The sequence below is a fragment of the Gorillibacterium sp. sgz306347 genome, from assembly GCF_059735245.1.
In genome coordinates this window covers 1-12,707 of record NZ_JCAPET010000029.1, presented here as the reverse complement: position 1 = coordinate 12,707, position 12,707 = coordinate 1, and the positions used below count along the sequence as shown (strand labels likewise).

General features: G+C 53.4%; 9 protein-coding genes. 3 read left to right on the top strand and 6 right to left on the bottom strand.

Annotated elements, in window-relative coordinates; translation table 11 throughout:
- Positions 1-42: 42 nt before the first annotated feature.
- The 3 genes from AC6I6H_RS15495 to AC6I6H_RS15485 all read right to left on the bottom strand — a co-directional run bounded on the left by AC6I6H_RS15495 (position 43) and on the right by AC6I6H_RS15485 (position 1,808).
- Positions 43-459 (bottom strand): hypothetical protein, encoded by a 417-nt coding sequence (locus tag AC6I6H_RS15495; protein WP_497954842.1) that lies wholly within the window; start codon positions 457-459, stop codon positions 43-45.
- A gap of 131 nt (positions 460-590) precedes the next feature.
- Positions 591-1,475 carry a C39 family peptidase gene (locus AC6I6H_RS15490; RefSeq protein ID WP_497954841.1) on the bottom strand — a complete coding sequence of 295 codons (885 nt, stop codon included), beginning with the start codon at positions 1,473-1,475 and terminating at the stop codon, positions 591-593.
- A gap of 9 nt (positions 1,476-1,484) precedes the next feature.
- A complete protein-coding gene (locus tag AC6I6H_RS15485; protein WP_497954839.1) occupies positions 1,485-1,808 on the bottom strand; it encodes a hypothetical protein in 324 nt (107 codons plus the stop codon).
- Between the two features lie 268 nt (positions 1,809-2,076).
- On the opposite strand from AC6I6H_RS15485, the gene AC6I6H_RS15480 reads away from it, so the two are divergent.
- Positions 2,077-3,663 carry an RNA polymerase sigma factor gene (locus AC6I6H_RS15480; protein WP_497954838.1) on the top strand — a complete coding sequence of 529 codons (1,587 nt, stop codon included), beginning with the start codon at positions 2,077-2,079 and terminating at the stop codon, positions 3,661-3,663.
- 396 nt (positions 3,664-4,059) lie between these two features.
- Positions 4,060-5,742 (top strand): M3 family oligoendopeptidase, encoded by a 1,683-nt coding sequence (locus AC6I6H_RS15475; RefSeq protein ID WP_497954836.1) that lies wholly within the window; start codon positions 4,060-4,062, stop codon positions 5,740-5,742.
- A gap of 104 nt (positions 5,743-5,846) precedes the next feature.
- Here AC6I6H_RS15475 and AC6I6H_RS15470 read toward each other — a convergent pair whose 3' ends face one another.
- The 3 genes from AC6I6H_RS15470 to AC6I6H_RS15460 form a co-directional block, all read right to left on the bottom strand.
- Entirely contained in the window at positions 5,847-6,905 is a 1,059-nt protein-coding gene (locus AC6I6H_RS15470; protein WP_497954835.1) for a copper amine oxidase N-terminal domain-containing protein, read from the bottom strand.
- Between the two features lie 240 nt (positions 6,906-7,145).
- Positions 7,146-9,605 carry an MMPL family transporter gene (locus AC6I6H_RS15465; RefSeq protein WP_497954834.1) on the bottom strand — a complete coding sequence of 820 codons (2,460 nt, stop codon included), beginning with the start codon at positions 9,603-9,605 and terminating at the stop codon, positions 7,146-7,148.
- Positions 9,606-9,633: 28 nt separating this feature from the next.
- Positions 9,634-10,242, bottom strand: coding sequence for a TetR/AcrR family transcriptional regulator (locus tag AC6I6H_RS15460; protein WP_497954833.1), 609 nt, complete (start codon positions 10,240-10,242; stop codon positions 9,634-9,636).
- Between the two features lie 188 nt (positions 10,243-10,430).
- Here AC6I6H_RS15460 and AC6I6H_RS15455 point away from each other — a divergent pair.
- The coding region (locus AC6I6H_RS15455; protein WP_497954831.1) for a X2-like carbohydrate binding domain-containing protein at positions 10,431-12,707 on the top strand (2,277 nt) is incomplete at its 3' end.

Sequence of the window (12,707 nt, the reverse complement as noted above, 5' to 3'; positions counted from 1 at the left end):
GTTGCTCCCCTTCAGGCTGGCGTTTACTCTTCTATGGAACGTTCACGGGTTAGGTAGTGTTGAAGAGGCTTTAAATAAGGATTCGATGGCGTTTTTCATTGCGGAGTCTATCTTATAGTACTTCCCTTGGATGGAGTAATCGGAAAATGTGAACTTCATCTCGTTTCCTTCATAGAGATAAATCATGTACTTGTCTCCCCCGTTTCTTTCTATTTGGGAGAATTGCAGATGAAACGGTCTATCCTTCACCTTGCTCAGCCATTCTTCAATTTTTTTCGGGTCTTTTGTGACGCGCAAATCCAACCTGTTTCGAATTTCAATTCGGTCGATTTGGTTAATGGCGCCCGGGTATAGCTGGGAAAGAGGAGGGAGTGTGCGGTTGAACCGCTGGTAAACGGTTATTCCGCTTGTGAGCAGGACAAGGCAGGCGATCAGAATGAATAAAGGTCGTTTTTTCAACTCGTGGGTCCTCCATATTATAAAAAGTAATAAGATTGGACTATTTGTTTAAGAGAAAAACGGAAAATGCTTTAAAGACTCCTTATGTAAAAGATAGATAGAGAACGTTTCTCTATCTATCTCACTTCAATTTATTGTGGTTTAAATGTCACATGACTCATCCTTGAATAATTGCTCCCGTAAGAAAGGTAAACATCGGAATTATTATCCCAGTTATCATGAATTATCAAGTACTGATGGCCTAAGGAAGATCCATTGCTCTGTTTAAATTCTTTGTAGCCTACGCCAACTACGGCATGATCTCCATACCTTGTTTGATCTTGAATTAATAGTTCCACCGGACCAATATTCATCATGTCCTCTTTTAATGCGGTGTATGTTGAAGTCAGTCTGTAGTTTACTTGGGGGCTATTATACCCATGGTATTTGGCATGAGTAATTAATCCAGGGCCCACATTAACACTAGGGGTTGAACCTTGCCCCCCAACATTCGTTGTTCCCATGGCCTGCCTTAATTCAAGTATTATCTGATCCCTCGATAATGTGCTCCCCGTAGCGCTCTTTATTAAACTGTCATATCTTTTTATGTTAGCCCAATAAACTACAATGGATGATGCAGCGGTTGGCGAGCAGCCTGAAGCACCTGACCATAGATTACTAGTATGCTGGACTTCATAATCAACACCACTTATATAACCAGTACTTGCCGTACCTGTTTCAAAACTCAAGTCATCTGTAACACCATCGCTTGGTGAACCAATATCAAACGTAATAATTTTATTCCAATCCTCAATCACCGATTTTATATTATTTTCTGTAACAGATTGAGTAATTTCACTTTTATTTAACTGGATGATTTCTCCCATAGTGTTAAGTATTTTGACCTGACTCTTATCTTCTTCAACAAGTAAGCCAAAGTGCAAGGGGGAAAGTTTTATGATTTTCAGGGAAGCCTTTTGCAAAGACTTATCTTCCACACTTTCTTTCAGCTTTTTTATTGTTGTGTCGTCAAGCACCGACTTCTCCTAGCCATAACTTAGTATAGGCATCTCAGATTTATTTGCAGAAACTTCAACAAAACCTTTCTTTAGACTACCTATACTTAAGTTAACAACGTAACTTTTCAAAGAGCCATCCATATTAAAGGTTTCAATTGCGTTATCGACCTTTACCCTGCTACCTCTCCATTTTGAATCTTCGTCGTACTTCATGTCCATTAAAATGTGATACAAAGCAGCTTTCTGAGCTAGTTCAGGAGTGACTAAATTATTCTCAGCATGAGCAAGTGGTGGTAAAAGAGTAATAAAAATAATAAAGCTAAAAACTATAGACATTGCTTTTTTAAACATAGTATCCTTCTTCCTTTTTATTATGTTAAACAAAAAATAGCAATTATTGCATCCCCATTATTACAAATCTTACAAATAATACTTTATATCCCTTGTTTTTACTTAAGCTGTAATGTTAATCACATTATTTTAAATCATTTCCATATTATCTATCTTTTTGGTGGCGGATAGTTTTTCAAGTAATCAAGAAACAACAAAAAAATCCCCCCCTCCCTGAACCATCCCCCCGTAATCGACACTATGAAGAAGAAAGGCAGGTGAAGCACGGATGCTGGACATGTTGGCGATGACCATTCAACGGGACTACTTGGAGAAGCTCTACTATTATGCGCTGAAAAAGACGGGCAGCAAGCACGAAGCGGAGGATTTGGCGCAGGACATTGCCTCGCAGGCGCTGCTCAGCCTCGCGAACGGAAGCCGCCCGGACGACCTGGGCCGGTGGATCTGGACGATTGCCCGAAACCGCTATGCGCATTGGGCGAAAGCGAAGAAGCGCCGCAGCGGGACGGTCTTCGGCGATGCGGCGATGGCCGTTTTGCCGGACGGGCAGGCGACTGCGGAAGAGCAGCTTTTGCTCCGCGAGAACCTTGTCTTGCTGCGGCGCGAGTTATCGCTTTTGGCCTCCGGCTACCGTGACATCATCGTGCCTTATTACTTTGAAGGGGAACGTCTTTCGGACATTGCAGCGAGGCTGGGCCTGCCGGAAGGAACGGTCAAGCGCAAGCTTCACGAATGCCGGAAGAACATACGGGAGGGACTCGAAATGGCAAGGGAAGTCGGGACACGAAGCTTTAAGGCGGAGAACGTCAGTTTTGGCAAAAGCGGTTCGGACGGAAAGGACGGATCGCCTTGGAAGCTTATTGAGCGGCTCATTCCGAAAAATATTCTGCTGGCCGCCTACCGGAATCCGCTGAGCTTGGAGGAGCTTTGCCTGGAGCTCGGCATTTCGATGCCGTACATGGAGGACGAGGTCAAGCTGCTCACGGACGGGACGCTGCTAAAGGAAGTGAAGAAGGGCCGTTTCGAAACGGATTTTATTATTGTGGACCGGCAAATGCAGGGGGAGATTTTCCATCGGGCGGAAGAGACCGCCGCGAGCTTCGCCCCGCTGTTGATGAACCTGCTGGACGCCGCGCTGCTGGAGCTGGAAAAGGGGCTGGGGAGGAAGTGGGACCGCAGCTTTCTGCTCTGGACGCTTATCCCGATGGCGGTGGATGCTTTGGCGCGGGCAGTCATGCGCGCAAACGGCGTGCCGGACGCGTATACGAAGCGGCCGCACGACGGCCGGTGGGACCTTGTCGGCTATGAAGCATATGACGCCCCGTACAGCATCCTGCAAGGATGCAACGGAACAGGGAACGAACGGGACGTGATGTACTTCTACAAGATCGGCATGCATGACCTGTGGGAGCGGGCCGGTGAACTGTCGGCCTACCAGGTCGATGTTCTCGCATCCGTGATTCGGGCGAACCGGAAGCGGTCCGAGCTTGGCCCCGTCGAGCAGGACGTGATGCGCCAGCTTGCGGCTCGCGGCTTTGTCGAGCTACAGGGGGATGCTTTTGTGCCGAGCTTTCCCGTGTTCCGAAAAGAACGGTTCCCCGAGGTTCGCCACCTTGAGAACCACCCGCTTTACATCCAGTTGAAAGAGGCGATGGACGCCTTGTACCAGGCGGTTTATGCGGTGATCGGGCGCGATGTGCCGGCCCGGCTGACCGAGCAGCTCAAGTTTGTATCCGGCGAGTTCCTGTACGGCCTGCGCATGATGAGTCAGCGGTACGCCCTGGAACAAGGGCACATCCAGCTGCCGGAGGAACCGCAGAAAAGCACGATTGCCATGTATCTGCTGCTCGGCTAGAGCAATAAGCCGTCAACCTGCCCCCCGTTCATCCCGGAAGCAAGCAAGAGAACGATCACCAAGGCTGCCCCAACGATGGGGCGGCCTTTTTATGGTCGGTTTTTGCCGCCGGTCGGTTCACCTCGAAGAGATTTATTGGTTTTATTAAAAAAATCCCAGAATAATGCCCCCCAGAATGGTATAGTTCAGAAATAAGCTGTGAAATCAATAACTTTCCAATTCGGATTAATGAGGTGAAAGGATGTAAAGGACGCTGATTTTCCTTCCGATCATTTGAACAACTAAAGGAGATGACATTCGGTGGACTTGACGTGGAACCTTGAAAGTATTTATCCTTCCTTTTCCTCCGCTAAATTCAAAAGAGACCTGGAACTTCTTCAATATAAACGGGAGCGCTTGGATGAATGGTCAGTGCCGGGACCGGAAGAACCGGTCGTGCAGGCAATGGAGTCATTCTTGCAGCGGTATAACGAGTATAAGGCTCCGTATGCTTGCCTTTCCAGCTATGCCGAATTGGTTCTGGCCGCTGACGGCGATCATAGGGAAGCGATGGCCCTTCTGGACGAAATCGAAGAGAAGGACGCAACCGCTACAAAGGCTGTCATAAAGTTCAATCAGTGGCTCATGACAATAGACGGCCTGGAGAGCTTTATCGGCGCCTCGGAGTACCTGAAGGAGCATGCGTTCTTTTTGCAGCAGCTTCAGGCCCAAATGAAACATAGTTTGCAGGAAGAGCTGGAAGCGGTCATTTCCAAAATGCAAACGACCGGCTCCAAGGCTTGGGAACGCTTGTATCGGAAAAGCATTTCAACCTTAGGCGGAGATTTCATTTTGGAGGATGACCGTCAGCGTCTGTCCATTGGCGAGCTGCGCCAGATGGCTTACGACCGGAGCGGCTCTGTTCGGAAAGCGGCCTATGAGGGAGAGCGGCAAGCGTACAAAAGCATCGCGGAGCAAAGCGCTGCCTGCCTCAATGGGATTAGCGGAGAGGCTCTTACGGTATATCGTCTGAAAGGATATTCTTCCCCGCTGGACAAGGTTTTGGCGGCTTCGAGAATGGAGCGCAGCACGCTGGACGCCATGATGGAATCCATTCGGGTCCAATTGCCGCTGTTCCATCGGTATTTCCGCATGAAGGCGAAAGCTCTGGGTCACGCCTCAAGCTTGCCTTTTTATGATGCATTTGCGCCGTTAGGAGGGGGAGACGCAAAGGTATCGTATGAAGAGGCAAAAGAGATCATTATCGCAGGCTTCCATACGTTCAGCCCGGAGCTCGGCGACTTTGCCTTAAAAGTCTTCGACCAGCGCTGGATCGATGCCGAACCAAGGCCCGAAAAAGGAAATTACGGCTTGTGTGTCGATATCCTTCCCATTCGGGAGAGCCGAATTATGGTCCATTTTACTGGAAGCTATTTGGATATCGGCATTCTGGCGCATGAAATCGGACATGCGTATCACAGCTCCTGCCTGGCAAATGAGACCATACTCAATACGGATTACCCGATTCCGATCGCGGAGACGGCTTCGATCTTTTGCGAGACCTTGATTAACCATTACCTGTTAACGATTTCCCCGGCTTCCGAACGAGTATCCATTTTGGAAAAAAGCCTTGCCGATGCCGCTTACTACCTTGTAGATTTCTACGCGAGGTATCTTTTTGAGTGCCGGTTATATGCCCGAAGAGCTTCGGGTGCGCTTCCTGTGGAGGAACTGAATGAACTGATGCTCCCCTGCATGAAGGAGGCGTACGGGGATAGCATTGATCCGGCGACCTTCCATCCCTACCTGTGGATGAGCAAAGTCGGTTATTTTGTAGCGGGCAATGAGTTTCTGAATTTTCCTTATTCCTTTGGTCTTTTGTTCTCGAAGGGCCTGTTTGCGCAGTATAAGAAGCGGGGAGAAGACTTTGCAGGCCGGTATCGTTCTTTCCTGGCCGCAACCAGTAAAAATAACATCGTGGACCTGGCTAAATTCATGGACCTTGATGTGAATGCCCCCTCTTTCTGGAGTGAAGCATTGTCCTTGATTGAAAAGGAAGTGGAGGGCTTCTCTTCCGCGCTGGAAGGGGCATCATACTAAGAGGAAAAAAGGGTCCTGCCTGAAGTCGCTCAACCTGACCCCCGGTCATTCGCCGGGTATGACGGTCCATTTGAGCGGCTTCTTTGGCAGCTTTTAGAGGAAGATTAGTTTTCTACGACGATTTTGGTTGCTTGTCCGATCGGCGGCAGGCTTCTGGTCAGCATCGGGCCGTAGAAGCCGAATACCGTGTCGCCTTTTTTCAGCTCGCCGGCGGCGATGGGCTGGTTGTCCTTCGTGCCCAGAATCGGCGTCGTGCTGGAAACGTTCAGAATAATGGTATCAAAGGAGGCATCGTTCAGCTTCTCTCCTTTGATCACAACGCGGGTCGTGCCGTTGGCGGTTGGCGTAACCTCTTCGATCAACCCGGCCGTTCCCAGAGTTTCCTCATGGGGGGCTTGTTCTTTTACCACAATTTTGATCGCAGCCGTCATCGGCGGCAGGCTCATTGTCATGATTTTGCTGTGCTCCACCTCAATGGACATGCCCAGCTGCAGGTCAGCCAAAGTCAGCTTTTGGTTGTCCGAGGAGACGATTTCGGTTTCGTCGGAAATGGTCAGGCGAAGGCCATGACCGAACCCGTTGATTCCGATTTCGGGGTATTTTCCACTGGTGGAAATTCTGGTGATGGAACCTTGCTTGATGGTGTCCACAGAGGCTTCACCGCTGCCTTCTTTTTTGGAGTCGATCGAAATCGTTCCCGTAGGGCCTGCCGTGACTTCAAGCTTCATTACCTTTTCAAAGAAAGACAGGGGAACGTAAGTATTTCCGTTCTTTAGCTCGGGGGCCGCATCAAGCGAAACGGGCGTTGTGTTCAGCTGATACGCCTTTTTGCCGATTTGAAGGGACAGCGATTGCGCATCCTTCACGAGCGCGACGGTTTTCGTGCTGTGGTTCCACGTCAATGTATAGCCAAGAGCGTCGGCCGCAACACGGAGAGGCACCATAACTTCTTTGCTTGCGTCTGCGTACAGCGGAACCTCTGCCGGCGAGAAGCCGTTGCCGTCAATGACAAGAACATGCTTCAATCCCTCGTTGGAATCCTGGGGAACCGAGACGGCGGCCGACGTTTTGACAGGTGCCGCCTGATTCGGTGCAGCGGCCATGACGTTCGCCGCCAAGAGCGTGCCGGTGAGGGCCGCCCCGATGACTTTAAATGGTTTCATGATGTGATCTTACCTCCTGATGGAATGAAGTGGGTGTTCCTATTTCTAAACGCAGGGTTTCGTTAAAAGGTTGCAGCCGGTTTCCCTTTTCCGATCGGATGGGGTGAAAGGCTTCAAGACGTGACATTCCGGCGGGCGCAAAAAATCCTGCGCAGACGCGCAGGATGGATTCGAGAACGGATAAAGATAGAGCGCTGACGCTCCCCTTGGTGGACGGGGGAGGCCGGCGCTCTTTTCTTGTTAATGCGATTGCGTGGCGTTGGCCTTGCCTGCGGTGCCTGCGGGGGCTTTCAGCTCTGCGATCAGCTTGTCGCCTTCCACGTCGAGATTCGGCAGGAGGCGGTCCAGCCCCTTCGGCAGCCACCAGGCTTTGTCGCCGAACAGGGCCATGACGGCCGGAACAAAGGTCATGCGGATGAAGAAGGCGTCGATCAGGATGCCGAACGCAAGGGCGAAGCCGATTTGCTTGATCATGATGTCATGCGTGAAAATGAAGCCCGCAAACACCGAAACCATGATGATGGCGGCGGCGACAACGACGCGGCTGGCCTGGCCGTAGCCGTGGATTACGCTGTCCTTGCCGTGATGCCCGTGCACGTAGGATTCGCGCATGGAGGAGACGAGGAACATCTGGTAGTCCATCGCCAAGCCGTACAGGATGCCGGTGACCATGATGGGAATGAAGCTCAACAGCGGGCCTCCGGTGTCGAAGCCGAACAGCTCGTTGAACCAGCCCCATTGGAAGACGGCGGTGGTCAAGCCGAAGGTCGCAAGGACGCTGAGCAGGAAGCCGAGCGTTGCCTTGATCGGGACCAGAATGGACCGGAAGACGAGAAGAAGAATAATCAGCGAAAGAAGCACGATGATGCCGATGTAGATCGGGAATACGTCCGCCAGCTTTGCCGAAATGTCAATGTTGACGGCGGTGAACCCGGTCACGCCGAGCGTAACGTTATGATTTCGAGCCGGAGCCGAATCGGCCGCGCGAAGCTCGTGTACCAGATCGCGGGTTTCTGTGTCCGTCGGTCCCGTTAGGGGGATCAGGCTCAGGATGGCGATATCCCCGCTTTCGTTTATGCCGAGAGGAGACACAACGGAGACATTCTCCGTCTTCTGGATATCTTGGAGCAGACCGGCCAGCGTTTCCGGCGTGATTTTGTCCCCCGGGGTATTTGGCTCGGCCACGAGGACAAGCGGGCCGTTAAACCCTTCCCCGAAGCCTTTGGAAATGGCATCATAGCTCTGCCGCTGCGCCGTGTCCAGATTCGCGGAAGCGCCGGAGGGCATGCCCAGCTCCATTTCTGCGACGGGTAGGGCGGCTGCGCCCAGCAGGGCGACAACCAGGACGATCACGGGCCAGCGAAGCTTCACGACCCCTTTCGCCCAGCGGTCCGCAAACCCGCGCCGCTGCTCGGCGGAGGCGGCGCGGCCTTTGGCGCGCGCTTTGGCGGAGACGATGCGTTCGCCCACGAGCCCGAGGAGAGCCGGAAGCAGGGTAAGGGCCACAAGCACGCTCAGCAGCACGGTGAACGAGGCGACTAGCGCCATCATGCTCAGGAGCGAAATTCCGATGACGAGCAGCCCGCACAAAGCGATGATGACGGTCAGCCCGGCAAAGAAGACGGCGCTGCCCGCCGTGCCGACCGCCCGGCTGGCGGCTTCCTTGGCGCTCAGCCCCTGGTCGATCATGAGGCGGCGCTGGCGGTTTACGATAAAGAGCGCATAATCGATGCCTACGGCCAGGCCGACCATCAGGGCCAGGACGGGCGTAATGGACGTCATGACGACCGTGTTGGACAGCACGAAGGCGCCGCCGACACCGATGCCGACGCCGAACAGCGCGACGAGAATCGGCAGACCGGCCGCGATCAGCGAGCCAAGCGTCAGAATCAGCACGAGCGCCGCGATCACAAGGCCAAAAATTTCATTGGTGCCGACCGGAATGTCCGGCGTTTTCAAAGAGTCGCTCGGCAGCACGGTGATGCCGGTTCCGTTCTCCGCTTCCTTCACCGTTTCGATGAGCGAATCCAGCGCCCCGTCGGGCAGCGAGGTTTGCTGCACGGTGAACTGGAACTGGAACAGCGCCACGTTGGCGTCCTGGGAGATCAGCACGCCCGGAACGGGCATTCCGTTCACCATGAGCGGCATATACGAAGGCATTCCCGCCTGCGCGGCTTGCGCGCCGGCCGCTTGCGCCGCCGGATCGCCTGCGGCGCTTGCCGGGCCGTCTCCCGCACTCGGCTGGCCTGCCTGGCTATCCGGGGCAGCCTGGGCCCCCGGTGCGGCTTCCGCACTCGGCTGGCCCGCCTGGCTATCCGGGGCAGCCTGGCCCCCGGGAGCGGCTCCTCCCGCGCCTGCGGCGGCAGCCAGTTCGGCCGGGTTGATGACGTAATCAAACTGGTAAACCTTGTTGATCGCTTCGGTCATTCCGGCGATCCGCTCGGGCGTATCCAGCCGCTCTCCCTCGGGGACGGTGAAGACAATGCTGCCTTGCCCGCCGGAAGCTTCGGGAAGCTCTTGCTCCAGCTTGTCGAGCACCTTTTGCGATTCGGTGCCCTCTATTTTCATTTCGGAGCTGACCTTTACTCCATTGATGCCAAGCAGCGCAAGGACAGCCGCAAGAATAACCACCCAGCCGGCAATGAAAAGCCAGGGGCGGGAGTAGGCGCGTTTGCCCAATTTGTACAAAAAGGTAGACATACAGTAGGGTTCTCCTTTGTCTATAGGGTTAAAAACCGTTCCGCAAGTAGCCGAACGTCATATCCAGATACTGGTCGAAGGTTGCGGCGCCGGGCGTGTCGCCGGCGGAATCGCCGGGCAGCAGAACCTGGAGGCTGCCGTCGATAACCGGCATGACCGCTCCGTACACGGCTCCGATCAGCAGGTAGCGGTAGCCCTCCGGGTAACGGTCCGGAAACAGCTGCCGGAGGACCTGGGAGCCTTCCGTCTGGAGGCGGCGGAACAGGCTCAGAATATACGGCTCGAGCGTCGGATGACGCTCGGCCAGCGAGAGCAGCCTGCGCATTCTTCGAAACATCTCCGCCGTAAACTGAGCCTTCATAAGAAGGTACAGCACGTCGAGCGGAGTGGAGCTTTCCGGCAGGGCATCCAGCAGCGATTCCGCTTCGTCGGTACTCTGCGGACGAGCCGCCATCGCCACGGCTTCCTCCTTGCAGGAAAAATGATTCGCAAACGTTCTTCGGGAGTAGCCGGCCCGCTGCACGATATCGTCGACAACAAAGCCGTCCAACCCCCGCTCGAGCGCCAGCTCAAAAGCCGCTTCCGACAAAGCGTGCGCCGTCGCTTCTTTTTTCATGGCCCGCAAGCTTTGCTTCATTCTTCTCCTCCTTCCTTTTCCCGTTTGAAACCGGGTGCCGGCAGAATTGATTCTAGCACTTCGTTGCCCAATGTGCAATAATTCCCGTTGGGCAATGTTGAGGCTCCTGCCATATTGGGCTTGTTCAGAATTTGTTCAGTGGCGCTTGGTATACTTGGGAAAACGTAACAGGAACCGGAGGGATTTCGTTGAAGAGCAAAAAGCGGTTCGCAGGCATCTCCCTTACTTTTTTATTGCTGTTCAGTTTAGCCTCGGGGTTTACCCTGCCTGCAAAAGGGTTCGGGGCTTCACTGAACGGGCTGTATTTTACAACGACTTCTCCAGGTGCACCGGGACCCGGAGACAGTCTGCGGAGCCTGAATTATGAAGGTTCCGATATAGCGACAATTTTGGACAACAACCAGATTATTCAGCCTGACAGTGTGGCCGTTGATCTGGAGAGCAACAGTGCCTTCGTTACGGATCTTTTTACTACAGCATCAGGAATTTACCGGGTCGATTTGGCTACAGGAGCACCAACCAAGATCCTGGCGTCACCTAATGTGACCGTTCAAGGGATCTATGTGGATGGCGTCCATAAAAAAATTTATTTTACAACGGGTGTTACAGGCGAGGCAGTGGCAGGAGATAGCCTGAAAAGCATGAATTACGACGGGACAGGACTAACGACGATTCTAGATGGTAATCAGATTACTCAGCCCGATAATGTAGCCATTGATTTGAAGCATAACGTTGCATTTGTTTCCGACATTTTTACAACCAAATCAGGAATTTTCAAGGTCGACTTAGCTACAGGAACGCCAACAAAGATTTTTTCGTCGTCTCCTAATGCAGCGGTGCAAGGGCTTTATTTGGAGAAAATCAATCAAAAAATCTATTTTACAACGGGTGCCGCAGGCGAGCCAGGGACAGGAGACAGTCTAAAAAGCATTAATTATGACGGTTCGGGAATCACGACGATTTTTGATAGCAATCAGATTTACCAGCCAAGCGGTGTCGTAGTGGATCTGGAGAGTAATACGGCATTTGTGACAGATCTTCATACGGGCAATCCGTCCATTTACCGGGTGGATTTGACGACAGGGGCTCCGACAAAAATTTATGCGTCCGCGTCCCCGGTAAGAGGGATCCATCAAGTCGACAAAACGGCTCCGAGCGCAGGCGGAGAAGGACTCCTTACCAAAGGAACCATTACGGAAACGACGGTGGATTTAAGCTGGACAGCCGCTTCCGATTATTTTACTCAACCCTCCGATTTGAAATATAAAGTCGTTTATTCCGCGGGCAACAACATCGCCACCATTGCGGATGCAGAAACAAACGGGACCGTGAGCCAAGAGTGGACTGCGAATTTAACCAGCCGCACGGTAACAGGGTTAACAGCCGGCACGTCTTATTATTTTGCCGTATTGGTGAAAGATGAGAACGGAAATAAGGCGATCTACTCTCCCGTACAAGCCGTTACGGGTAACGCACCCGTTCCGGCGGTAACCGGCGTGAGCGTAAGCCCCAGCACGGCAAGCATCATGCAGGGCGGCAGCCGGCAGTTGACGGCAACGGTCAGCGTCACGGGCGGAGCCGCCCAGACGGTGACATGGTCCAGCAGCGACGGGAGCAATAAAGTGGCGGTTGACGGCACCGGGAACGTAACGGTTGCGGCAGACGCGGCGACGGGCGCTTACACGATCACGGCTACTTCTACGGTTGACGATACGAAAACGGGCACGGCAACGATTACGGTTACCGCGCCGGAGAACAGCACGATCGACCCGACGACGGCAACGTTTGATAAGAACCCGGGCAACACGTCGGCCGGGCATTACCAGGATGTCACCACGACGTTGACGCTGAAAGGCAATGCGCTCGGCAGCATTGTCAATGGTGCGGCGCCGCTTCGTTTAGAGATCGACTACACGGTGAGCGGTTCGACCGTGACGATCAAGAAGGAGTACCTGGCTGCGCAGCCAGCCGGTACAACGACGCTGACGTTCAACTTCAGCGCGGGCTTGCCGCAGACGCTGACGATTGCGGTCAGCGACACAACGCCGGCCTCGGGGTTAACGGTGACGGCGAGCGATCCGAGCGGCGCAAGCAATGACGGAAAGACAAAGATTGTCTTAGAGGAGACGCTGCAAGAAGGCAAGAAGCTGGTCTATTACAATTTTGAGAATGGCGACGTGGTTGTACCGTTTGTAGGCGCTACGGTGACGGGCTATACGGAGCTGCCGAGCGACGGCCTGATCCCGGCCGCAAACGGCGACAAAATCGGAGTCGCGGAAGTGGATGCGGACGGCAAGGTGGCGCGCTTTGGGGCGACGATAGCTGTCCTGTCGGCCGAGCCGATCCCCGCTGCGCCAAATGTAACGGCGGATGATGAGTCAAATACGATCACGGGCGCGGATGCGACGATGGAGTATTCGACGGACGGCGGCGTAAATTGGACGGCCTACACGCCCGGCAATCCG

Bases quoted from the DNA above. Each gene is read 5' to 3' on its own strand.
- AC6I6H_RS15485 (WP_497954839.1), bottom strand. From the start codon at position 1,808: ATGTTTAAAAAAGCAATGTCTATAGTTTTTAGCTTTATTATTTTTATT.
- AC6I6H_RS15480 (WP_497954838.1), top strand. From the start codon at position 2,077: ATGCTGGACATGTTGGCGATGACCATTCAACGGGACTACTTGGAGAAG.
- AC6I6H_RS15470 (WP_497954835.1), bottom strand. From the start codon at position 6,905: ATGAAACCATTTAAAGTCATCGGGGCGGCCCTCACCGGCACGCTCTTG.
- AC6I6H_RS15465 (WP_497954834.1), bottom strand. From the start codon at position 9,605: ATGTCTACCTTTTTGTACAAATTGGGCAAACGCGCCTACTCCCGCCCC.
- AC6I6H_RS15460 (WP_497954833.1), bottom strand. From the start codon at position 10,242: ATGAAGCAAAGCTTGCGGGCCATGAAAAAAGAAGCGACGGCGCACGCT.